The organism is Pseudomonas sp. LBUM1659, assembly GCF_059716045.1.
In genome coordinates, this window is record NZ_CP166797.1 from 4,672,183 (window position 1) to 4,695,444 (window position 23,262).

A 23,262-nucleotide genomic window follows, 5' to 3' on the forward strand; every position below is an offset into this window, starting at 1 on the left:
TCCCCCGCCAAAACTCATCAACTATTACTGAAGCAGTTTCAGTACAGCGGATGGCAGTTGGTTGGCCTGAGCCAGAATTGCAGTCGACGCTTGTTGCAGAGTTTGTTGCTTGGTCAGTTGTGCAGTTTCAGCAGCGAAGTCGGTATCTTGTACGCGGCTCAGTGCAGCACCGGCGTTTTCGTTGATGTTTTGCAGGTTGGAAATGGTGGTCGAGAAACGGTTCTGAGCAGCACCCAAGTCAGCGCGAGTGGCGTTGATGTTTGCCAGAGCAGCGTCGATAGCCGAGATCGAAGCGTCAACGTTGGTGTGGTTGGTAGCGTTGTCCGTACCGGAGATAACGGTACCGGTCATGCCCAGGGCGCTGGCGTCGAAGCTGTCCGACAGGGTCAGGGTGATCTGGTTGTCAGAGGTAGTGTTCGAACCTACCTGGAACTCCATCGCACCAGCGGAACCGTCGATCAGCGCCTTACCGTTCAGGTTGGTCGACTGAGCGATACGGGTCAGCTCAGCGATCGACTGTTGGTATTCTTTGTCCAGCGCGGTACGGTCAGCAGTGCCGTTGGAGTCGTTACGCGATTGCAGTGCGATTTCACGCATACGCTGCAGAATGTTGCTCGACTCTTGCAGAGCGCCTTCAGCGGTCTGAGCGATCGAAACACCGTCGTTGGCGTTTTTGATAGCCATGGTCTGACCACGGATTTGCGAAGTCATACGGGTAGCGATCTGCAGGCCGGCGGCGTCGTCTTTAGCGCTGTTGATTTTCAGGCCGGAAGAAAGACGAGTCATCGAAGTCGACAGAGCGTCGGAAGCACGGTTCAGGTTCTTCTGAACATTCAGAGATGTCGTGTTGGTGTTTACTGTTAAAGCCATGACGAATTCCTCGTTGGTTGGGTACTGCGGCTTCCGGCCCTGGCAACCGCCCGGTATGGCCTAGATAACCTTCGTAATAGTTATCGTCGGGATTGCAACTTGCTTTAGGGGATTTTCGAAAATATTTGCCATCACGTTGCCACCCCCCGTAAACAAGGGACTTGACCATACTCAAACAGCGAAAAAATGATGCCATGGAAATGCCGGTGACAGGTTGGCGAAGACTCGCCCGCTCCGGCAGAAGAGAAATTGTTTAAAAGGACAGCGTGTCGGTCATCAGTTGGACCAGTTCGTATTCGAGGTAATCCGCCAGGGCGAGCCAGTTTTGTGCTTCCTGGCAATCGAGCATCAGGCTCAGCAAGAATACCCATTGCTGCTGAGCATCCTTTGACGCCTGTTCGAAGGACGCCTGCACCGGCGAGATCAGTTCGATCATCGTCAGCCCCGCTTCCACATCACGCCCCAGCCGAAACAACGCCGCACACTGCTGCGAACCGACAATAAAAGACTGCAGTTCGCTCATACCGTCAACTCCGGGTGAAACACCGTACCGGCGATCATCGCCCCTGCCCGGCTGCTGTTATAGAAACGCACCTGTGGATGGCCGGCGATAAATCGCTCCAGCTCACACAGGTAACTGCGAAAATTGAGCTGCGTCTTGATGCGCTGACCGTGACCATCCAGCACCCAGTGTTTGGCGGCGCCCAGTTGCGGCCCCAGGTCGCCATCGTTCCAGCCTGCATGGGTCTTGTCGCCAGGGAAGGCGAAATCGGCGCCGAACAACGTGATCTGCGCCGCGCCCATTTTCACCGCCAGGTCTGCCGCCGGATGAATCACGCTACCGCCGACATACAACTCGCCCCTGGGTATTTGCGAACGCAATGACTGGTAGATCGGGCTGGCGGAGTAACCGCTATAACGCGGCCCCAGCCAGGCTTCGAGCACTAAAGGATCGAGCATGGGCATGTAGACCAGTGTGATGCCAGCCGTATCTTCAGGCGGCAGGTGCCGAGCCGATATGCGCTGGTCAATGCTGACCACCACATCGGGACAGATGCCATTGTTGAGCAACGGGCGAAAGGCGGTATCGACGCAGATGAACAACGGTCGCTCAACCTGATTGCGAATCGCGCGCAAGGTCTCGACATGCAGCTCCAGACTTGGACCGGTGGCGATGACAAACACCTCCTGGCCCGGGCGTGAGCCGAACAACTCGGCCACGTCATGATCGGCTTGCAACAGGGCCAGACAGGCCTGCAAGCGTTCGATAATTTCAGGCGACCGCGGGTCGAATTCACGGTTATTGAAGGTCAGGTGGGTTTCGCTGATCAGCCGGTCGCGGATCTTTGCATTGAAGTCATCAGCCAGGACCAGTTCGGACGGCAAGGCAAAAAACGGCAACTGGATTTCCGGCAGGTCACCGGCATACATCAGTTCGACCCGCGGGTCGCCGAGCCACAGCTGTTGATCGAGCAGTTGCAGCACCAAGGCAAACACGGCGCCATTAAGAATATGCACGTACAGACGCTGCAGGCTGGCGCGTTCGAGTAACTCCAGTTGCAGATCACCAAGACCAGTGCCGTAAACATGCAACACAGGGCTATCGACCGACAAACTGTCAGCCTGAAGCCTGGCCTCGCGACTGCGATCATGGCGGCTGGTCAGTTGAATGCCATTGATGCTCAATGTCGAGCCTAGGCCTTCCACCAGATCAGCCTGCAACACGCTGGTGTCTTCAACCAGCAAGCGCACCGCCAAAGCTGGCCAGCGCCGCTGGATGACGTCGACGTTAGGCTCAAAGTACTCGCTCATGCAGCCTCGCTTTTAGTTCGGGCAAAAAAATAGCGCTCAAGATTACACCTTGAGCGCTATTTTTGTGTCTGGCTTTCTTTGACGCAAGCGTTGCCGTTACGGGCGATAGAGGATCGCCGAACCCCACGACAATCCAACGCCGAAACCGCTCAGCGCAACACGCTTCCAGCTGGAATCCAGTACGTGTTTTTCCAGCAGCAACGGAATGCTCGACGACACGGTATTACCGGTCTCGACCATGTCCTTGATGAACTTCTCCGGCTCGCCTTCGAAGCGGCGTGCCACAGCATCGACAATCGCCGCGCTGCCCTGGTGAATACAGAAGGCATCGATATCGTCAGCCGTCAACTGCGAATCGGCCAGCAGTTCATGCAAATGCGCCGGGACTTTGAGCAATGCAAAGTTGAACACCTGACGACCGTTCATGAAGAACACACCATCGGTCACTTTCAGGTGCGGCGCACCGGAACCGTCGGTGCCGAACTTGGCTTTGCCCAACTGCCAGGGTGCGTTTTCACCCATCCAGGTCGCGGTGGCGGCATCGCCGAACAGCATGGTGGTGTTGCGGTCTTCCGGGTCGACGATCTTGGAGTACGGATCGGCCGTGATCAGCAGGCCATTTTTCAGGCCGGCGGCTTCCATGAAGCCCTTGATCGCGTAGATGCCATACACGTAGCCGGAGCAGCCGAGGGAAATATCGAACGCCGCCACGGTGGTTGGCAGGCCGAGCTTGTCCTGAACGATGGCAGCGGTGTGTGGCAGGCCCTCTTCGTCACCGTTTTGGGTGACCACGATCAGCACGTCGACGGCTTCACGTTTCAAATCAGGGTTGTTGGCGAACAGCGCGTTAGCGGCTTCGACACACAGGTCCGACGTTTCCTGCCCGGCGTCTTTGCGCGGCAGGAAGGCCGAACCGATTTTACCGAGGATGAATTCTTCATCCTTTTCGAATTTTGCACCTTGTGCGTAATTGTCTATGCCGGCTACAGGAACGTAGCTCGCAATGCTTTTTATGCCAATCATTACGGCTTCCCAATAATAAACAGCCCAATACCACCGCTCGTAATGATTCGAGGGGCGCCGACAAACAGAGAAAAACGTCGCCCCGAAGCGACGACAGCGGGAAGAATAAAAGGCTATCACTGGGCCAATAACCGGCCAGGCGCCACCTTCCCGTTTAATACAATACAGTGAAGATGCGCGTTATGACTCGCAGGTCACGCTATTTTGCCGAATCAACCCGATAAGGTGTTACTCGACCAGCGACCAGTCCAGCGGGGTTCCACGTGCGATGGCGTGGCGGGCGCGGCGGCCCAGAAGGGTTTCAGCGTGTTTTGGGGCCAGCCCGAGGCCCGGGCGGATGGCGCGCAGATTGGCCATGGTAAAGGGCTCACCGGCGGCCATGTCTTGGGTGACATAGAGCGAGCGACGGTACACCAACGACTTGCGCTCGGCTTCACTGACGCCGTAATGCACCTGGCCCATCGCCTGCCAGGCGCGTTTTGTTTCGATCACCAGGCTTTCGAGTTCGGCCGGTTCCAGCGAGAAGCTGGCGTCTACGCCACCAGCGGCACGGTCGAGGGTGAAATGCTTCTCCACCACCGTCGCCCCCAGCGCCACCGCTGCCACGGAAACCCCGACACCCATGGAGTGATCGGACAAACCGACCTGGCAGCCAAACAATTCACGCAGATGAGGAATCGTGCGCACATTACTGTTGGCCGGGGTCGCGGGATAAGTGCTGGTGCACTTGAGCAGCACCAGGTCCTTGCAACCGGCTTCACGGGCGGCGCGTACGGTTTCATCGAGTTCGGCAATGCTGGCCATGCCGGTGGAGATGATCAACGGCTTGCCCGTGGCGGCGACCCGGCGAATCAGCGGCAGGTCGGTGTTCTCGAAACTGGCGATTTTGTAGGCTGGCACGTCGAGGCTTTCGAGGAAGTCGACGGCGGTGTCATCGAACGGCGTGGAGAATGCCAGCATCCCCAGTTCTTTGGCCCGGGCGAAAATGGGCGCATGCCATTCCCACGGTGTATGGGCCTTCTCGTACAACGCGTACAACGACGTTCCTGCCCACAGGCTGTTGGGGTCCTTGATGAAGAACTCGCCTTCGGACAGGTCCAGGGTCATGGTTTGAGCGGTATAGGTTTGCAGTTTCAAGGCATGGGCGCCGGCCTTGGCCGCCGCTTCGACGATACGCAACGCTATGTCCAGCGACTGATTATGGTTGCCACTCATCTCGGCGATGATGAAGGGCGGCGCGTCAGTACCGATCAAGCGGTTGCCGATCTTGAAACTAGTCATTGCGGTGATCCTTCAATACGCGCGTGAACGCGCAGGCACTCTGGGTGTAACCGGCATTGCGAAAGACCTTCAGCGACACCTGGTTAGCCGGTAACACCTGAGCGGTGATGGCCGTCAGTTGTGGCCAATGGACGGCGACGAACGCCTCGCCCCGAGCCAGTACCGCCCTGCCCCAGCCCAGACCGAAACGGCCTTCGAACAGAAAAATCGACACTTCGGCTTCAAAGCCGCGCAGGTCATAACGCACCACACCCACCGGGCCGTCATCCGCCTCGGCGATCAACAACAAGCGATGGTCATTACACAAGCTGGCAGTCAGCCAGTTTTGATGGGCTGACCAGTCAATGACGCCGGTCTCCAGCGCCCAACGTCGTACGGCCTCGGCGTTGCGTCCCTCGTACAACAACTGCGCATCGCCCAGGGTCGCCGGACGTATGTGTAAAACGGCACCGGCCAATGCGGCCGCCACGCGATGCGCACCTCGGCCATCGACCAATTGCCGAGAGCGTTCGGAAAGACTCTGGCGCAAGTCTTGATTGCCCGTGACAAAACCCACGGCCTGACGCAGTTGCTCAACGCTGACCTGCTCACGAGTCCCCAGGTAGACATGAGCGCCCGCCGTTGCCATCACTTCGCCGTTGGCCTGCTGATTATTCGACACCGCAATGCAAATCGTCGGCAGCCCCAGGGCCGCCCGCTCCCAACTGGTGCCGCCGCCGGCACCGACAAACAGGTCCGCCTCGGTCATCAACCGATAGAAGTCGCTGACAAAACTGTGCAAACGCCAGTTTGGACGATTGGCCGCCAGCGCCTGCATCTGCTCCCAGGCCGGGTTATCGGCACCGGCGACAAAATCGACCTCCAGGTTGTGGAAATCCGCCAGCGCCAACATCGCGTGGTGAGTCTGCATCGCGGCATCGAAACCACCGAAGTTCACCAGCACCCGCTTGGCCTGCGGTTTGATCTCGGTGGCCGGGCAGCAGAATTCATCTCGCAACATCGCAAAACGCGGGCCGAGCAAGGTTTGGCAATCCGGCGGCAGCAGCGAGGCGTAAGCCTCAGGCGTACCGGACAGGTTCTGATTGAGCAGCAGATCAACGCTGTAGGTGCGCGTCGCGAGGTCATCCACCGCTGCGATCCGGGGCGCCCAGCGCCGGGCTGCGTTTTGCCATTGATGATCAAGGCCATAATGGTCGACGATGATCCAGTCGAACGCCGGTTGGTTTTCCAGCGCCCGAGCCAACGCGTCGATGTCCGCTTGCCACGGCAGCATGGATTCGATGGCTTGTTGCGGGTCTTCATCGGCATAAAGGGCCGGCAGCGCAAAGGTTTCGAAGCCTTCGCTCGCCAGGACATCCAGTCGATGCCCCGGTAGCAGGCGACAGGCAAACGCAACGTGCGAACCCTGCTTGCGCAAAATCCTGGCCAGTGGCAACAAGCGTGCGATATGGCCGCTGCCAATGGTCGGCGAGGCGTCGGAACGAATCAGCACTCTCATTTCAATTCACCACCGGCTTTCAACGCGGCGTACAAGTATTCGGCGCGCTTCCAGTCTTCAAGGGTGTCGATGTCCTGCACCAGATGCCGGGGCAGGATCACCGGCAGGCTCACAGGGGAAAACAGTACATCACCGCGCAACCAGGCTTCACTACGGCCCCAATAGAACTGGCCGGCGTCCTGAAACGCTTCGGCCAGATCCTGCGAGCGGGTATTGCGAAACTCCGGGTAAAGCGGCCGCATTGCGCCGTGATCGTCGAGGGTCAAGGCACGCTGCACCGGGAAGCCGAAACTGGCCACCGAAAACGAGAATGACTTGTCCGGATTCTGCTCCAGCACGTCCAGCCCCTCACGCAGATACCGCGCCTGCAACAGCGGCGCGGTGGCATAGATGCAGCAGGCAAAGTCGAACGTGGGCAGTTCATCCAAGGCATGCACCATCACCGCCGCCGTGCCGGTGAAATCATCCGCCAATGATGCCGGACGCATGAACGGCACATGAGCGCCGTGCTGGCGCGCGACCTCGGCAATTTCTTCATCGTCAGTGCTGACGATTACCTGATCGAACAGCGCCGAATCCAGCGCCGTACGAATCGAGCGAACGATCATCGGCACCCCGTCGAACGACTTGAGGTTCTTGCGGGGTATGCGCTTGCTGCCGCCGCGCGCAGGAATAATGGCAACGCTGCTCATAGCCCACATTCCGACACACGAGGATAAATCATGCTGTTCAACCCAGAATTCGCCTCAAATGCTCCACCACTTCCTCTTGCTCTGCATCCATCAGATCGGGATACATCGGTAAGCTGATGGCCTCGGAAAAATAACGTTCGGCCTGCGGAAAGTCTCCGTCCTTGAAACCTTGTTCACGGTAGTAAGGCTGCAAATGCACCGGAATGTAGTGCAGGTTCACGCCCAACCCGGCGGCTCTCAGCGCTTCGAACACCTGAGTCTGATTGAGCTTGATCCGAGGCAGTTGCAACCGGACCACATACAGATGCCAGGCCGATTCGGCCCCGGACTGAGCCACCGGCAATGTCACCGCGATACCGGCCAGCAGTGTTTCATAACGCGCGGCCAATTGACGACGCTTGGCGACAAACGTATCCAGGCGCGCCATTTGCGACAACCCCAGCGCGGCGTGCAGATCGGTCATGCGGTAATTGAAGCCCAGTTCCAGCTGCTGGTAGTACCACAACCCCGTCTCCGGCACGTTCATCTGCGCCGGATCACCGCTAATGCCGTGGCTGCGCAGGCGCCGCAAACGCTCGGCGAATTCCGGGCGATTGGTCAGTACCATGCCACCTTCGGCAGTGGTAATGATCTTGACCGGGTGAAAACTGAAAATCGTCATGTCAGCGTATTGGCCACAACCGACTGGCCGTCCCAGATACGAGGCGCCCACTGCGTGCGAAGCGTCCTCGATCAGCGTGAAGCCATAGCGCTCGGACAGTTGCGCGATGGCGCGCATGTCGCAACTCTGCCCGGCGAACGCCACTGCCACCAGCACTTTAGGCAGCTTGCCAGCGGCTTCGGCGATCTCGAGTTTCTCTGCCAGCAACCGCGCATCCATGTTCAACGTTAGTGGGTCGATGTCGACGAAATCGACTTCGGCGCCGCAGTAACGACCGCAGTTGGCCGACGCGACGAAGGTGTTGGGACTGGTCCAGAGCGAGTCACCCGGCCCGAGCCCGGCGACCAGACAGGCAATGTGCAACGCCGCCGTGGCGTTGCACACCGCGACGGCGTACTCGGCCTGACAGTGGTTGGCCAAGGCTTTTTCAAAGCGTTCGATCGTCGGCCCCTGAGTCAACCACGGCGAGTTGAGCACTTCCATGACCGCGTCGATATCGGTCTGATCAATGTTTTGTCGGCCGTAAGGAATCCGGTAGGGCATCATGGCCGTGACTCAACACAACGCCCAACCAGCGAACACGCATGAGCGTCCTTGAACATCATTTTGCCGTTGCACATATGATGAGTCCTTTTGCTGGTCAGACCGCTCAAGCGAGCAACTGCGCCCAATTCACACTGGAGGCTGCGCTGAGGGTAAAGCCCTTGCCGGTCAAGGCCAGGTTCTCGTTGTACGCCGCATCCTGGGCGAAGCGTGCCTGCCACTTGTCACGCAGGGCAGCTACCGCCTGCGGGTCATCCGGCAAAGTGCCGGGGTGGGCGATTTGCACTTGCGGCGTCCATACGGTCAGCAACCCGGCATCAGCGACTTTCAGGCACAAGTCGACATCGGCATACGCTTGCTCGAAATGCTCTTCATCCAGCCCGCCCAACGCGTCGAACACTTCTTTGCGCACCATCAGACAAGCGTCGGAGACCGCCGAATAATTCTGCTCGACCAGCAGTCGATGCATATGACCCGGTGCGTCTTTTTTCTCGCCGATGAACGCACAAGCCACACCCTCTTCCAGGCCCAGAATCAGGCCGGCGCCGGTCACGTTGCCCTCGCGATCAACCAGTTTGGCACCCACCACACCTACTTCAGGACGCTGAGCCTGGTTGAGCAAGGCTTCGATCCAATTGGCATTGACCACCTCGGCGTCCGCCGCGAGCAGTATCAGATACTCACCTTGCGCCTGCGCCACAGCCTGGTTAAGCAGTGCCGACGGGCTCACGCGTTGCTCGTTCTTGATCAGACGAATCCGCCCGCGGCCGTTTTGCTCCAGACTGTCGAGCCACGTCAGCAGATCGGCTGACTGACTGTGATTGTCGGCGATGATGATTTCGTTGTTCTGATAGCGCGTGCGCTGCAATACGCTCACCAGGCAGCGCTGCAATTGCTCCTGACAGCCTTCGCTGCGTACGATGATCGACACCTTCGGACGCCCGGCGTGGCGGTAGTCGATCCGCAACCCACCAAATGCCTCGGCACTCACCTGCGCCTGATAGCCACGGGTTGCCAGGTGGCGCACCAGCGTCTGACGTTGGTGCTCGTTCGGTGCCTGCTCCACCGCCGGAGTAATGAGCAATGGCTCGGCTAAATGCGCCAGACCCGCCAGCCCGCCAGTTTCGATCAGGCGCAGCAGCAGGTCGAATTCCAGGGCATCGCTGAACTCGCGGGCATAACCACCGACATCCACCAGCACCTCACGACGGATCAGCCAATGCCGGGCGGTCAACGTCGGCAGACTTTGCAGCAGGTCGAGGTTGAAGGCCGGGCGAAAAACGTCGGTCAATGTGCCGTTACTACGGCGATGAATCTCATTCATCGCCACTGCACGGCAACCTTCGGCGTTCTGCAGCTCAAGGCTGGCGCGCAGGAAGCCGGCAGCCGTGAACTCATCGCCGGCCTCGGCCAACAGCAGCCAGTCCGAGGTCGAGCGCTGGGCAATCTGGTTCAGTCTATCGACGTAGTTGCTTGCACTGACCTTTACAAAATGCACGGTATTTTGTTCGGTGGTGACGTCGGGCAAATCACCAGTGGTGAAGACCACCACCTTGAAGGCGCGGAAAGCGCTTTCCATCAGACTGTCGAAGGTGACCTGCAACTTGTCCATGTCGGCGTCGAGGTCCAGCAACAGAATGCCGAACTGAGGCCCACCCCCGTTGGCCACCAGGTGTTGATTGATTTTGCGTACTGCTGTCTCGTTCGGCTGGCGTGCCTGCAACCAGTTCAACAACCGGCCGGAGGGCATACTGTCGAGCAACTGACGACTGTCGTAGGTCGGTACGCTGTCCAGGCGTGCAATCCAGTCCGTCAATGTTTTCGCGTCGGCACTCTCCCCCATGTCCAGCAGCTGCTGCGTCATTTTTTGCACGACCCGGCGGTTGAAGGCGCCCAACTGTATGGCATGCAGCAAACGGTTCTGGATAGTTTCAGGCGTGTCATTGGAATAGATACGCTGCAACGTGTGCTGCTGAAGTAACGCACCTTCCATTTCTTCCAGCTGCAAGCGTCCGGCCGGCATCGCATGGAGCAGGAATTCACACTCGGTCAGTTGCTCAAAAAACGCCTGGTTGTAGAACGGCATCTCGACATACTGCTGGGGCCCGAATGCGCGTCTCGGGCCAATGGTGGGATCTTTCCAGTAGGACTCGAAGATCGGCTCGATCGTCAATGCATTGCGCGCGGCCAGGCTGTCGGCCAGCACCTGAAAACTTTGCAGGGCGAACGCTGCAGTCTGCGCCTGGTCCAGGCCACTGATGCCAGTCGGCAGCGTGGCGAGGAAACCGGCAAAGCGCTCACGCTCAGCGACGGAGCGGGCGTCTTTGAAACTCACGACGTGAAAGATTTCGGTTTTGTGATCCGAACGGCCATAGTTGACCTCCCGCACGACATAAGGCATCGGCAGGATCCGCGCCTTGGCCCGCGCGAGCATGTAGTACACGTGGCCGACTTCCTGCCACTCGAAAATCGTGCCTTGCGGCATGGCCGCGTACCAGTCCTGCAACAGCGAAGTGCGGTGCACCGCATAGAACGGCGGGATGTACTGGCCCATGTAGTCGAGCACACGATCCTGCGCGCGCTCGGCGTTGTAATCCTCTTTCACCTTCTTGTCGCGACGGTAGTACTGCACCGAGTTGGAGTGCGTCAGGTACATCAGGCAATAGCCGTGGCACATACCGTAATCGGGATTGGCCTCGAGGAAGTTCAACGACTCGGTCAATGCATCGTGCAGCAAGAAGTCATCATCGGCGGCCAGCACCATGTACGGCGTGGTGACCTGGCTGGCGCCATACGCAAGCTTTTGCTGAAACCCCGTATAGGTGAACTGCGGCAAATGGCGATAGTCGACCGACGGGAAGTCGTCTGCGAGGCGCTCATCGCACTGCACGGACGAATCCAGCACCAACACCTTGGCGGAGTAACTGCTGTAATACTGCAAGGCACGTCGCAGGAACGCACTGCGGTTGTGGGTGATGACAACCACCGTGAACAGCTCGTTCAGCGGTGTCACGTTGGTTTGAGTGCTGCTTTGAACCTGCATTTTCCTATCCCCACAACCGGCCGATCGCCAAGTACCTGAAACTGTTTTTGATTAACGAACGCGACGCAGATAGCCGTCCGGCGCCACGGTGATCAGCAGCTTGTTTTGCAGTTGCTGGTCAATTTCGAAGTCCTTGTTTTCTTTCAGGTACTTCCACACCGCGGTTTTCGGGTTATCGCCCGGGCCCCACGGACGATCCGGGAAAAAGTCGGCAGGCATGTCTTCAACCACGGTGTCCATGACCACGCAGTAGCTGTCCACCGAAACCAACGGCGCGTACAGGCGCAGTTCTTCCAGTACGTGGTCGTGGGTGTGGTTGGAGTCCAGCACCAGAATGACTTTCTTGCCTTCGGCAGCCGCACGCACTTGTGCGGCGATCGCAGGATCGATGCTCGAACCCTCGATCATCGAAATGCGCTTGCTCATCGGATGGCTTTCGATGGCTTCGCGGTTGTGCGTACGAATGTCGAGGTCAATGCCCAGCACTTCGCCGTGACCTTGCAACTCCAGCAGCGATGCGTAGTAGATGATCGAACCGCCATGGGCGATACCGCATTCGATCACCAGGTCCGGCTTGACCTGCCAGATGATTTCTTGCATGGCCATCATGTCTTGCGGCAGCTGGATGATCGGACGGCCCATCCACGAGAAGTGGTAGCTGTATTTGTGCCTGGCGGACTCGTTGAAAAAGTCCCGGGCCAGGCCGGTGAGTTTCTGGTTGTCACCTTGCTGGGCGATCTGTTCCCGGCATTCGGCTTCGAAGGCGTTGTTGATGCTGTTGTCGGTCATTTCAAAATTCTCAATGGTCACTGAAACGAAGCGCTGTCGACGGCGTGATAGACGTAGCGTCCACCGGTCATCCGCTTGATCTCTTCGAGGTAATTGGAGTTCATCACAAACAGATTGGCGCCTTCGGGCAGAGCGTCCATGGCCTCTTGTGGAGAGGACACCCGCACGCCGCTAAGAGGCAGATAACGGCCCTGCTTGGCCGGATTGATATCCACCACGCGGTCCACCGCCACACCGGCCCGTTGCAGGAACAGTGAATAGATCACACCTTTGGACGATGCCCCCCAGATCGCCGAACCTTGCTCGGGCGTCTCCTGGATAATTTGCACTGCGCGCTCAAGGCTCGCGGTGAAACCTTCAGGCAGGTCCAGGCGTGGCACCCGCTGTTCGGGGGTCAAGCGCAAGCTTGCAAGGTCTGCGACGATGTACAGGTACTGGCCGCCGAACAGGTGGCCGGCCTCATGCACAGTGCCGAACATCCGGCGCAGGTCATCGAGGCGGAAATAATTGACGTGTTCGTAGAACAGGTCGAACCAGGCGCGGTGTTCGAGGATCCAGTCGAAGCACGGCACTTCGATGTAGATCTGCCCACCCTGATTGGCGTCGGCGATCTCGGCGAGGAAACTCACCGGATCCTGAATGTGTTCCAGCACATGGCGCAGCACGATGGCGTCCGCCGCCAGGCCGAGGCCGCGAGTGAACGGCGCCTTGATCACATCGGCGCTGTCGCCTTCGTAGGCCGGGTCGATACCGGTGATGGCGTAGCCCAGGCCTTTGAGAAGTTCGAGAAAGTAACCCTTGCCGCAGCCGACTTCGATCAGTTCCTGGCCCTTGAAGTGGCGGGCAATGATGCCCTCGACATCGTCCAGGTGCTTCTGGAACTGGCCCGAATGCGCCTGCTCGTTCTGGTAGTCGGCGTCGTAGCTGAGCGTGTTGGCATCGAAGGCCTGGTTGAAGATCAACCCGCTTTTTTCGTCCTGCACCAGGACCATGTCGGCGCACGCCGAAGCCCTGGCCGATGCGGCATCGGCAAAGGTGCGGTTTTGCAACACTGGCAGGTCGGCGACCCGATACAACTCATGCCTCATGCTCTGCTCCCAATAGCTGTTGCAAACGATCCGCCACGCCCCAGAATGCCATCGGTTCCTGGGTCGGGTATGGGTAGTGACCGAGGTTCAAATGGATCGATGCTCCTCGTTCACGCAGGCGCTGCTCGACCAGCGCCCGAACCGAAATCGGCTGGCCGCTGGAACAATTGATCACACCATCGAATTCGCGCTGTTGGGCGATTGCGGCGAGGTAACCGGCTGCGGTTTCAATCGCCAGGTAATCACGCAACTGCTCGCCGGCCGACATGTTGAAGCTGTCATCGCCGGCATCGATTGCCCGGTCCAGTGCAGCCAGCAAACTGTTCGGGTTTTGCCCGTCGCCGTGCAGGTAAAACAACCGCGCCCATTGCAGGGTGAAGGGCTGAACCCGCTGTAGATTTTCCAGAAACAGACGCAGCGTGTTTTTTGCCAATCCGTAAGGATTGCTCGGCTGCGGCGCTGTTTGCTCGCTGAGCGGCCCGCTCTGCAGACCGTATTCGAAACACGTGCCAGTCACCAAAACCTGTGAGACGCCCGCCTCTACCACGCCCTTGATGAACCGGTAGTCAGCCATCAGGTTGTGCTCGAAATGAAACAACGCCTGATAGTTCGGCAACCCTGGCCACGCCAGATGCGCCAAGGCATCAATGCCAGCGGTCAGCGCGGCGATGTCCAGATCAGCGGCGTGAATATCCGCTGCGATGAACTCCACCGCATTGATCCAAGGGATACTCGCGGCGGTCTCGGCGTTGCGCGCCACGGCCCGGACCTGACAGCCTCGGGCGAGCAAGGCAGCGACCAGATGCCGGCCGACGAAACCGGTGGCCCCGGTGACCAGAACCTTCACAGCACGGTCAACTCAGGCACGGCGATGACGAATCGGCCATCCCACTCGCGCACCTGCGCCAGTTGCTGACTGACTTCGTGCAGCAGATTCCACGGCAGGACCAGCACGTAATCCGGTTTCTCAATGTCGATCTGCGCCGGCGAAACGATCGGGATTCGACTGCCCGGCAGGTACTTGCCTTGCTTGTGCGGGTTGGCATCGGCGACCCAAGCCAGCAAGTCCGGTTTGACCCCGGCAAAGTTGAGCAAGGTGTTGCCCTTGGCCGCGGCGCCGTACCCGACCACATGCTTGCCGTCGGCTTTGGCCTGCAACAGGAAACGCAGCAGTTGGTGCTTGATGCGTTCGGCGGCGGGCGCGAGGGTTGCGTAGTACTCCGGTTTTTTTACACCGGCATCGAGCTCGGCTTGCAGTTGCTGTTGAACCGCTGGCTGTACCTCGCGGCGCACACCGTCGACGCGCTGAACGAAAACGCGCAGCGAACCGCCGTGGGTCGAGAGCTGACTGACATCGAACACTTCCAGACCATTGCGCTCGCACAGCGTCTGCACGGCGGTCAGCGACAGGTAGGAATAGTGCTCGTGATACAGCGTGTCGAATTGCTGCCCGGCCATCAGGGTCAGTAACTGCGGAAATTCGAACGTCGCTACGCCCGTCGGTTTGAGCAAGGTGGCGAAACCGCAGAGGAAATCATTGATGTCTGGCACGTGGGCCAGCACGTTGTTGGCAGCCATCAGGTCTGCTGCCCAGCCTTCGGTTTTCAGTTGTAACGCGGTATCGCAACCGAAAAACAGCTCGCGGATTTCCAGGCCTTTTTCCCGTGCCGCTTGCGCGGTGCTGCGGGTCGGCTCGACGCCCAGGCAAGGGATGCCGCGACCGGCCACGTACTGCAACAGGTAACCGTCGTTGGCAGCGATTTCCACCACACGGCTGTCAGCCGTCAGACTGAAACGCTCGACCATCTCGCCTACATAGCGCTCGGCATGGGCCAGCCAGGTGCTGGAAAACGAACTGAAGTAAGCGTATTCGGCGTCGAACAGACTGTCGGCGCTGGTGTAATCCTCGGTCTGCACCAACCAGCACTGCTGACACACCACCACCTTCAGTGGCACCCATTGCTCGGCCCGTTCAAGCTGATCGACGCGCACGTAGGCATTGGACGGCGGCGAAGTGCCCAGATCAATCAGCGGCAAGGCCAGCGGCGTTGCGCAACCACGGCAATTCATACACGCACTCCAGCGAAGTGTTCATCAAGCACGGGATGGCTGGAATCCCTGGCTGACAGATTATTGACAGGCAACGGCCAGGCAATCGCCAGCCGTGGATCGTTCACCGACAAACCGCCCTCGTGCGCAGGCGTGTAATCCGCGCTGTGCAGGTAAAGCAATTCGGCGTCATCGGTGAGGGTTTGGAAACCATGGGCGAAACCAGCCGGGATCAACAGGCTGCGGCCATCGCCGGCCCGCAGGTGTTCGGCGTGCCAGTGCAGGAAGGTCTCGGAATCGGGACGCAAATCCACCGCCACATCCCAGACCTCACCGCGCAGGCAGGTGATCAGCTTGGCTTCCGGGGCGCTGGCGTTCTGATAATGCAGACCGCGCACACTGCCCCGTTCACGGGTGCAGGAATGGTTGATCTGGCGGATATGAAACGGCTGGCCGAACGCGCTCAGGCTGCCCTCGCAGAACAGCCGGGCGAAGTGTCCGCGCTGATCTTCGAAGCGTTTGTGCTGGACGCTGAACAGCCCGGACAGCGGCAGTTCTTTCAACGAAAACTCGCTCACAGCGCGCCCCGGTAATGGTTCAATTGGCCAAGGGTGATGGCGCGCATGTCATCGCCATTTTGCCAGGCCAGGTGCCAATCGAGGGTCTGGGTCAGACACTGCTGCAATGTCCAGCGCGGTTGCCAGCCAAGCAGTTGGCGCGCGCGGCTGCTGTCCAGACGCAACAGGCCGGCTTCGTGCAGATCGCTCGGTTCGATGCGCAGGCCACGAGCCTGCGGCCAGCGGGTGGAAAGCAGTCCGACCACTTCGCCGACACTGCACATATCCGCTTCGCTCGGACCGAAGTTCCAGGCTCCTGCGTATTGCGGGCCTTGCTCGTACAAACCGGCAGCCAGTTGCAGATAACCAGCCAGAGGCTCCAGCGCGTGTTGCCACGGGCGAACGGCTTGCGGGTAGCGCAGGGTCACCGGTTCGTCCGCAGTCCAGGCCTTGAGCACGTCGGGAATCAGCCGTTCAGGCGCGAAGTCCCCGCCGCCCAGTACGTTACCGGCGCGCGCAGTGGCCAGCGCCAGACCGTGTTCGGCGTACTTGTCAGCCGGGAAAAACGACGCGGCGTAAGACTGGGCCAGCAATTCGCAGCAAGCCTTGCTGCTGCTGTAAGGGTCGTGACCGCCGAGGGCTTCGTCTTCGCGGTACGGCCACAGCCATTCCTTGTTGGCGTAGACCTTGTCGGTAGTCACCAACACGCAGGCGCGCACGCCACCGACCTGACGGATCGCTTCAAGCAGGTTGAGGGTACCCATGACGTTGCTGGAATAGGTGCCGAGCGGATCGCGATAGCCTTCGCGCACCAGCGGCTGGGCCGCCAGGTGCAGGACGATTTCCGGCTGCACATCGGTGATCAGTTCCAGCAAGGCGCCGAGGTCACGCAGGTCTCCGCGCTGATCGTTGATGCCCTCATGCACCCGGGCCAGTTTGAACAGGCTCGGTTCGGTCGACGGGTCGAGGGCAAAACCGCTGACTTGCGCGCCGAGGCTTTGCAGCCACAGAGTCAGCCAACTGCCCTTGAACCCGGTATGGCCGGTCAGCAGAACTCGTTTGCCGCGCCAGAATTCGTTACTCAGCCCCATTGCTTCCATGGGGCCTCCCCGCTCTGCCACAGTGCTTCGAGGTAGTTCTTGTCGCGCAGAGTGTCCATTGGATGCCAGAAGCCTTCATGCTCGAAGGCCTTCAATTGTTCGTCCTGGGCCAGACGGGCCAATGGCTCGGCTTCCCACGTGGTGTCATCACCGCCGATGTACGAGAGCACTTGCGGTGAAAGCACAAAGAAACCGCCATTGATCCAGCCACCGTCACCACGGGGCTTCTCGGTGAAACCGAGCACCTGATCGCCGAGACGCTCCAGGGCACCGTAACGGCCCGGCGGTTGTACGGCGGTGACGGTCGCCAGTCGACCGTGGGCGGTGTGGTAGTCCACCAGTTGACGGATATTGATATCAGAGACGCCGTCGCCGTAGGTAAAGCAGAAGGCCTCTTCATCCTTGAGGTAGCGGCTGGCGCGCAGCAAGCGGCCACCGGTCATGGTTTCCTCGCCGGTGTCGATGAGGGTGACGCTCCATGGTTCGCTGTAGTTCTGATGCACGTCCATGCGGTTGTTGCGCATGTCGAAGGTGACGTCGGAAGTGTGCAGGAAGTAGTTGGCGAAGAAGTCTTTGATCGCGTAGCCCTTGTAGCCCAGGCAGATAACGAAGTCATGAATCCCGTGGGCGGAATACTGCTTCATGATGTGCCAGAGAATTGGCTTGCCGCCGATCTCGATCATCGGCTTGGGCTTGAGGTGCGACTCTTCGCTGATGCGCGTGCCCAGGCCACCCGCCAAAATAACTGCCTTCATCGTCTCCCCTCTTCTTCGTCACAGGGCTCGGCCAAGCTGGATCAAGCTTTTGCGGGCTTTCTGGATAAAACCTTCAATGCCGTTATGGCACTTGCGGACTCACCGCAAGTGCTCGTTTTATGGCGATATGAGGGGTGCTTGCAGGAAACGCGCCAGCTCGTATACCCGAATCGCAGGCGCAAAAAAGGCGGCCCAAGGCCGCCTGCGGGTGTACATCCATCATGTTCAATCAGTTGGGCAACCAGCCCTCGGCCCAGTAGTTGATATTGTTGCCCTTGAGCATGTAATCGCGCAGCACTTCCTCACGCAGCGCATCGCCCATGCGATAGCTCGCATCAGGGTCGGACAGGTGCATGCGGATTGCCTCAAGCCATTCCACGGTGCTGTTGCTCACGACCTTGGTGCAGGGCAGATAGCCGCGATAGGCTTCTGTGTCGGTGCAAATCACCGGGTAACCACAGGCGCCGTACTCCAGCAGACGCAGATTGCTCTTGCAGTCGTTGAAGATGTGGAACTCCAGCGGTGCCAAGGCCAGGTCAAGGTTCAGACTGGCCAGTTTGGCAGGGTAGGCCTGCAGGCCGACGCTGGGATGGAACTCATGGACAAACGGGCGCAAAGCCTCTGGACACATGCCGAAGAACACCCATTCGACTTCGTTGGCAAGCAGGCGCACCACGTCCGCAATGATGGCCAGATCTCCATCATGGCTCGTCCCGCCGCCCCAACCCACGCGAGGCTTGCGAGAGGTGCGGCGCTGACTCGTGAGCCCGACCCAGAGGTGCGGCGCAAGCATGTTCGGGACGACCCGGATATCGTGATGCATGTCGCGTAATGCATCGGCCAAAGGCTGGGTCGAGACCACAACCCGATCACACAGCCCTATGCCACGGCGAACTATTTTATCGACCCCGACCTCCGCCTTGCGCAGGTGTGCGTTCTTTTTCGGAACGTCAATCACATAATCGTCAAGTTCGTAGATCCGGAAAGCGCGAGAACAGTTTTTGATTCGCTCGACCTCATTGACCGCGCCCAGGCTATAGCGCCCCTGCAACACAATCACATCGGGAGAACGCCGCTCGAGCTCAATATCCGTCGGCGCCTGATAAGTCAGGTGCCCCACCACACGCCCGGCCGCCTCTAACTCAAGGAACGGCTGAGTGACCCGGTAATGGCCCACAGCAGTCGTATTGATTGGAATCGCCAGAACCTTGGGCAACAGCTGACGCGAGAACGGGTCCCAGCCATCCTTGAATCCCGGATCCAGGCTGAAGTTCGTGGTGCCCAGACTCAGATTGGGGTTGTAGGCCGGATCCCTGGCCACCATTGGCAACCATCGCTGGTAAAAACCTTTTTGCTCGGCCTGCATCACCGCGGGAGCGGGATTGGAGACAAAGGATGGAACCACTCGCATCAATTCGGCGTAGGGAGTCCATACCACCAGGTATCCGCTTTGCTTCACACGCAGGCAAAAGTCAGCACCATTGAGTGCCTGTGACAGATCGTTCTCGTCCAGGCCGCGCAGATCATCGAATACCTTCTTGCGCACAAGCAGGCAATCGATGCCCACGGCACTGAAATTCTGCACCGTCTGCTGGCGCTGCATGTAACCCGACGTGTTGAGCGGCTCACCACGATTGGGAATACCAACGGCGCCCCGCAACCCCAGCACCAGGGCCGTCCCCTCGATACGCCCTTGCGGGTTCAGTAGCCGACCGCCGACCACACCGACTTCCGGACGCTGCGCGTGATTGAGCAACTCGTCGAGCCAATCAGGATTGACAACGACACTGTAGGGACTGAGAAGCAACAGATAGTCGCCGCGGGCGTGGCCGGCAGCGAAGTTCTGCACTGCCGCCAGATTGTCGCCATGATCACAGCGCAACACCCGCAGTTTGTCACTGCCCATTTGCTCCATGGCCGACAGCCAGTTGCAGGCATCGTCAGCCGTGCTGGCGTTGTCGACAATGAGGAGCTCATATCGAGTGCAAGCGGTTTTCTCCAACAGGCTTTCGACGCAACGCTCCAGAGAGCCGAATTCATTGCGGGTCGCAATGATGATCGAAACCATGGCCGGCTGATCGTGCAGATAATCCACACGGTTGATCAGCGGCTGGCTGCCGGAGCGGATTCGGTGCGGTGCGCCGATTCGCTCCAGATGCGCTGCCAGCACGCGCGGGTTCTGTTGGATAACCTGCGGCTGCGTCAGCCACTGGGACAGGCGCAACGCGGATTCCACAAGGACTTCGGCAACATGCCCGATAGCATGCGGCCCGTTACTCTCCACCAGGCGCCAGACCAGATCATGCACACCCAGCTCGCCAAAACCGTCTGCCATGCCGCCAAGCTCGATAATCCGCTGCCGCTGCAGGGCCAGCACCCGGCCGACATAGGGATAGCTGCGCATCAGATCCAGGTTGAAATCCGGTTTAAACACAGGCTCGATCGATACCTCATCGCGCAATCCGCCCTCGTCACTGTAGAGGCAGCGCACGTCAGGCATTTCAACCATGCGCTCTGCCAGCAACAATAAAGCCAGTTCATTCAAGCGATCGCCCGCCCGAACCAGATAGATCCAGTCTGCGTTGTCCAGTTGGGCGAGCAAGCGATTGAACTGGGTAACCGGATCATCCTCCAGTCGCACATGACGAACGCCGTCGCACGATGCGTGCTGCGAATCGGACAGCACAACCACTTGCTCGGCGGCATAGGTTTGCTGACGAATACTCTTGAGCGTCTCCTCCAGAGCCGGAACATCGCCTTCGGTGTCGAGAACAATCGGCACGATGCGCGGACGCCAGCTCCAACTCTGCAAACGAGCCTCGAGCAAACGCTGCTGGGCCGAGCTCAAACGACGGCAGGACAGCCATTCCCGGTACATATCGGTAAAGCTGTCGCACTCGTCGCCTACCCGGGAGTGCACCACCGTTTGAATGAAGCCCAATTGCCGGCCAAGACTGGTTTCTTCCCAAGCATAAGCTTGCCGCTCAATCGCATCGGCCAGTGCCAGATAACGTACCCAGCCCGGCGCAGGCGCCGGATCACCACTGCGCAAGGCAAGCATTTGCTTGAGCCAGTCGAGCTCTGTCGTTACCGCCGCCTTGACTGGCATCTGATTACTTAGCCGCGCCGGATGCAAACGCTCGAGGCTCAACACTTGACTCACCACCACCAGATTGCCACGCCGTAGCAGACAGGCGAACAAGGCGAAGTCCAGACGAGCGATAAACCCCTCGCCAATCTGAGTCAGGGCCGGCAAATATTCCAGCGCATGCCGGATTCGCAACAACGCCCCGCTAAGGCCACTGAGGAAGTTGACTTGGGTGCTTTCCAGTATCCCCAGCAGATCCTCGCCCTTGAACAAGGTGACACCCGTGGAAAAGCAGCAATTTTCCACTCGCTCGGAAAGCAGGATGGAATCACCGTCGTAAAACTGCCGCTGGCCAATCACCAGGTTGACGTCTTCGTGGTCGATGAAGCCGACGATCTGCTGAGCGATGCATTCAGGGAGTAACTGGTCGTCGTCACACAGCAACTTTAGATAGTCACCGCTGGCCTCTTGCGCACAGGCCATGAGGTTGGCCTGAAAACCCAAGCGCTGCGGATTGCGCACATAGCGCAGGCGAATCGCGACAGGCGCCTCACAGGCATCGACGATCTCGCGGATCTCGTCACCACCACTGTCATCGCAGACGATCACTTCAAGATTGGTGTAGGTCTGACTCAGCGCACTTTGCAGTGCCGTCTGGAAGAACTGTGGGTTGAAGGCGGGGATGGCGATGGTGACAAGAGGAGCTGGTTTCACGGCGGGGGAACTCTCGAGCGGCGGGACCTCACTCTAAGTGAGTAGAGCTCCCGGAACCGCTGAAAAAAGACGGTTTGCACTCAGCAGCCTTAAGCCCTCGCGACAACATCGCAAGGGCATGGACTCAGATTTTATTGAACAACCCCAACTGAGTGATTTTACTGAACGCCAGTTGCGAAGCTTGAAGCATGGTTTGCTGCAGAGTCAGGCGGGACATCACTTCGGCCGGATCGGAGTCGCGAATCGACGACTGAGTCTGGGTGTTGGCCAGTGCCAGGCTCTGGTTGATTTCAGCCTGGGTGTCCAATGATGCACCGCGACCACCCACGGAGCTGAGACCCGACGCCAACTGGTCGATGCCACTGGCCAAGTTGCCAATACCCGAGCCGACCGCCGCGTTCAGTTTCTGGATGGCTATCGGATCATTGTTGGTCGGCGTCGACAGTGCTGTTTTCAACTGATTGACAGTGTCCAGAACGTTCTGCGTCTGGTGAGTATTGACCACAACGGAAAACTGGTCTCCCGCCGCCGGCGTACCGCCCAGGGTAAAGGAGACACCTGATGCTGTTGCCGTGGAACCCGCCATTGTGCCGCTGGAAACCGGCTTGCTGTCAGCGGTCAGAGGCGCGGCATACAAATCGTAATCCGTGGCACTGGTGAACTTGAGGATCGCGCCGCCATCCGGAAAACTGGCGTGGTAGTCGGTGCTATTGGTGACCGCCGTCCCGGTGACCAGCGCCGTCGAGGGGTTACCTGGGCTGCGGGACGCATTGAAGCTGTCCGGCTTGGCCGCCAGGGCGAAACTGTGCCCGGTGATCACCGTACCCGGAACGTCACCCGCTTTCAGGTTAATGTTCAACTTCAGATCGACGCCACGGAAATTGACAGTCTGTGTGGCCGCACCACCGGTGGAACTGAACACGCCGTTCTGACTAGCCTCGGCGGTGACATCGTTGCCCAGCGAGTCGGTGATTTGCAGCTGCGTGTCGCTGATGAAATTCACCGTGTACGGCTCGCCACTACGGAATTTGGCGTTGTAGGTAACGTCGGAGCCCACCTGACCGTTGGAAAGCACCACACGACCGTCATCAACGGTTGGCGCGGTCATTGTAGTCTGGGTGCGGCTGGTATTGATGGCTTGCTGGAACACGTCCCAACCGGTGCTGTTGGTGGCCATCGACTGGGTATCGCCAATCGGCAGATCCAGCGTGACCTGATCACCGTTGTAGGTGTAGCTGCCATCGGTATTACGCGAGAACGGTGCGATATCGCCCTTGGATCCAGCGAAGATGTATTTGCCGTTTTCGTCCTTGGTGTTCATCAGGCTCAGCAGCTGCTCTTCGATCTGACCCAGCTCAGTGGCGTTGGCCTGGCGGTCAGCGTCGGTATAACCGGCGTTGCCGGCGCCCAGGGCCAGTTCCTTGGCGCGCTGCAGCACGTTGTTGATGCTGGTCATGACCGCTTCGGTCTGGCCAAGCGTGCCTTTGATGGTGGTCATATTGTTCGAGAACTGACCAAGCATCGAAGCCTGCTGACCCAATTGCAGCAAGCGCGAAGCGCCGACCGGATCATCGGCCGCGGTATTCACGCGAACCAGGCTGCTGGCTTCTTCGCTGCTCTTGACCACGTTGGCGAAGTTCTTCTGGTAATTGGCAGCCGAGGACTCGTAAAACTGGGCGGTAGAAATGCGCATGGGCTA

At 59.1% G+C, this 23,262-nt stretch carries 18 protein-coding genes; all 18 read right to left on the bottom strand.

Annotated elements, in window-relative coordinates:
* Window positions 1-24 precede the first annotated feature (24 nt).
* Window positions 25-870, bottom strand: a complete 846-nt coding sequence (locus ACA048_RS21175; protein ID WP_497626131.1) for a flagellin domain-containing protein — start codon at window positions 868-870, stop codon at window positions 25-27.
* 253 nt (window positions 871-1,123) lie between these two features.
* Window positions 1,124-1,393 carry a hypothetical protein gene (locus tag ACA048_RS21180; protein ID WP_497626132.1) on the bottom strand — a complete coding sequence of 90 codons (270 nt, stop codon included), beginning with the start codon at window positions 1,391-1,393 and terminating at the stop codon, window positions 1,124-1,126.
* Window positions 1,390-2,682, bottom strand: a complete 1,293-nt coding sequence (locus ACA048_RS21185) for a motility associated factor glycosyltransferase family protein (RefSeq protein ID WP_497626133.1) — start codon at window positions 2,680-2,682, stop codon at window positions 1,390-1,392. The genes ACA048_RS21180 and ACA048_RS21185 overlap by 4 nt, the downstream gene beginning before the upstream one ends.
* A 96-nt stretch (window positions 2,683-2,778) precedes the next feature.
* Window positions 2,779-3,705, bottom strand: a complete 927-nt coding sequence (locus tag ACA048_RS21190) for a ketoacyl-ACP synthase III (protein ID WP_497626134.1) — start codon at window positions 3,703-3,705, stop codon at window positions 2,779-2,781.
* Window positions 3,706-3,933: 228 nt separating this feature from the next.
* Window positions 3,934-4,986: a pseudaminic acid synthase gene (pseI, locus tag ACA048_RS21195; protein ID WP_497626135.1), complete on the bottom strand. Its 1,053-nt coding sequence runs from the start codon at window positions 4,984-4,986 to the stop codon at window positions 3,934-3,936.
* Entirely contained in the window at window positions 4,979-6,484 is a 1,506-nt protein-coding gene (gene pseG, locus ACA048_RS21200) for a UDP-2,4-diacetamido-2,4,6-trideoxy-beta-L-altropyranose hydrolase (protein WP_497626136.1), read from the bottom strand. Before pseG ends, pseI begins: the two co-directional genes overlap by 8 nt.
* The gene (gene pseF / locus ACA048_RS21205; protein ID WP_497626137.1) at window positions 6,481-7,176 is read right to left on the bottom strand and encodes a pseudaminic acid cytidylyltransferase; all 696 of its coding nucleotides are present in this window, start codon (window positions 7,174-7,176) and stop codon (window positions 6,481-6,483) included. Before pseF ends, pseG begins: the two co-directional genes overlap by 4 nt.
* Window positions 7,177-7,213: 37 nt before the next feature.
* A complete protein-coding gene (pseC, locus tag ACA048_RS21210) occupies window positions 7,214-8,383 on the bottom strand; it encodes a UDP-4-amino-4,6-dideoxy-N-acetyl-beta-L-altrosamine transaminase (protein WP_497626138.1) in 1,170 nt (389 codons plus the stop codon).
* 103 nt (window positions 8,384-8,486) lie between these two features.
* Window positions 8,487-11,423: a TIGR00180 family glycosyltransferase gene (locus ACA048_RS21215; protein ID WP_497626139.1), complete on the bottom strand. Its 2,937-nt coding sequence runs from the start codon at window positions 11,421-11,423 to the stop codon at window positions 8,487-8,489.
* Between the two features lie 51 nt (window positions 11,424-11,474).
* The gene (locus ACA048_RS21220) at window positions 11,475-12,212 is read right to left on the bottom strand and encodes a cephalosporin hydroxylase family protein (RefSeq protein ID WP_497626140.1); all 738 of its coding nucleotides are present in this window, start codon (window positions 12,210-12,212) and stop codon (window positions 11,475-11,477) included.
* Window positions 12,213-12,229: 17 nt separating this feature from the next.
* Window positions 12,230-13,300 (bottom strand): class I SAM-dependent methyltransferase, encoded by a 1,071-nt coding sequence (locus ACA048_RS21225; RefSeq protein ID WP_497626141.1) that lies wholly within the window; start codon window positions 13,298-13,300, stop codon window positions 12,230-12,232.
* Window positions 13,290-14,147, bottom strand: coding sequence for an NAD-dependent epimerase/dehydratase family protein (locus ACA048_RS21230; protein ID WP_497626142.1), 858 nt, complete (start codon window positions 14,145-14,147; stop codon window positions 13,290-13,292). The genes ACA048_RS21225 and ACA048_RS21230 overlap by 11 nt, the downstream gene beginning before the upstream one ends.
* Complete coding sequence (locus tag ACA048_RS21235) at window positions 14,144-15,370, bottom strand: methyltransferase domain-containing protein (protein WP_497626143.1); 1,227 nt, start codon at window positions 15,368-15,370, stop codon at window positions 14,144-14,146. The genes ACA048_RS21230 and ACA048_RS21235 overlap by 4 nt, the downstream gene beginning before the upstream one ends.
* On the bottom strand, window positions 15,367-15,927 hold the full coding sequence (locus ACA048_RS21240) for a dTDP-4-dehydrorhamnose 3,5-epimerase family protein (protein WP_497626144.1): 561 nt from the start codon (window positions 15,925-15,927) through the stop codon (window positions 15,367-15,369). Before ACA048_RS21240 ends, ACA048_RS21235 begins: the two co-directional genes overlap by 4 nt.
* The gene (gene rfbG / locus ACA048_RS21245; RefSeq protein WP_497626145.1) at window positions 15,924-17,006 is read right to left on the bottom strand and encodes a CDP-glucose 4,6-dehydratase; all 1,083 of its coding nucleotides are present in this window, start codon (window positions 17,004-17,006) and stop codon (window positions 15,924-15,926) included. Before rfbG ends, ACA048_RS21240 begins: the two co-directional genes overlap by 4 nt.
* On the bottom strand, window positions 16,988-17,761 hold the full coding sequence (gene rfbF, locus ACA048_RS21250) for a glucose-1-phosphate cytidylyltransferase (protein WP_497626146.1): 774 nt from the start codon (window positions 17,759-17,761) through the stop codon (window positions 16,988-16,990). The genes rfbG and rfbF overlap by 19 nt, the downstream gene beginning before the upstream one ends.
* Window positions 17,762-17,990: 229 nt before the next feature.
* Window positions 17,991-21,563, bottom strand: a complete 3,573-nt coding sequence (locus tag ACA048_RS21255) for a glycosyltransferase (RefSeq protein WP_497626147.1) — start codon at window positions 21,561-21,563, stop codon at window positions 17,991-17,993.
* Window positions 21,564-21,687: 124 nt separating this feature from the next.
* On the bottom strand, window positions 21,688-23,256 hold the full coding sequence (locus ACA048_RS21260; protein WP_497626148.1) for a flagellar hook-associated protein 3: 1,569 nt from the start codon (window positions 23,254-23,256) through the stop codon (window positions 21,688-21,690).
* Window positions 23,257-23,262: the final 6 nt, after the last annotated feature.

Coding starts and splice junctions, on each gene's coding strand:
- pseG (WP_497626136.1), bottom strand. CDS start 6,484: ATGAGAGTGCTGATTCGTTCCGACGCCTCGCCGACCATTGGCAGCGGC.
- ACA048_RS21225 (WP_497626141.1), bottom strand. CDS start 13,300: ATGAGGCATGAGTTGTATCGGGTCGCCGACCTGCCAGTGTTGCAAAAC.
- ACA048_RS21185 (WP_497626133.1), bottom strand. CDS start 2,682: ATGAGCGAGTACTTTGAGCCTAACGTCGACGTCATCCAGCGGCGCTGG.
- ACA048_RS21180 (WP_497626132.1), bottom strand. CDS start 1,393: ATGAGCGAACTGCAGTCTTTTATTGTCGGTTCGCAGCAGTGTGCGGCG.
- pseI (WP_497626135.1), bottom strand. CDS start 4,986: ATGACTAGTTTCAAGATCGGCAACCGCTTGATCGGTACTGACGCGCCG.
- ACA048_RS21220 (WP_497626140.1), bottom strand. CDS start 12,212: ATGACCGACAACAGCATCAACAACGCCTTCGAAGCCGAATGCCGGGAA.
- pseF (WP_497626137.1), bottom strand. CDS start 7,176: ATGAGCAGCGTTGCCATTATTCCTGCGCGCGGCGGCAGCAAGCGCATA.
- rfbG (WP_497626145.1), bottom strand. CDS start 17,006: ATGGAAGCAATGGGGCTGAGTAACGAATTCTGGCGCGGCAAACGAGTT.
- ACA048_RS21260 (WP_497626148.1), bottom strand. CDS start 23,256: ATGCGCATTTCTACCGCCCAGTTTTACGAGTCCTCGGCTGCCAATTAC.
- ACA048_RS21235 (WP_497626143.1), bottom strand. CDS start 15,370: ATGAATTGCCGTGGTTGCGCAACGCCGCTGGCCTTGCCGCTGATTGAT.
- ACA048_RS21190 (WP_497626134.1), bottom strand. CDS start 3,705: ATGATTGGCATAAAAAGCATTGCGAGCTACGTTCCTGTAGCCGGCATA.
- rfbF (WP_497626146.1), bottom strand. CDS start 17,761: ATGAAGGCAGTTATTTTGGCGGGTGGCCTGGGCACGCGCATCAGCGAA.
- ACA048_RS21175 (WP_497626131.1), bottom strand. CDS start 870: ATGGCTTTAACAGTAAACACCAACACGACATCTCTGAATGTTCAGAAG.
- ACA048_RS21215 (WP_497626139.1), bottom strand. CDS start 11,423: ATGCAGGTTCAAAGCAGCACTCAAACCAACGTGACACCGCTGAACGAG.
- pseC (WP_497626138.1), bottom strand. CDS start 8,383: ATGATGCCCTACCGGATTCCTTACGGCCGACAAAACATTGATCAGACC.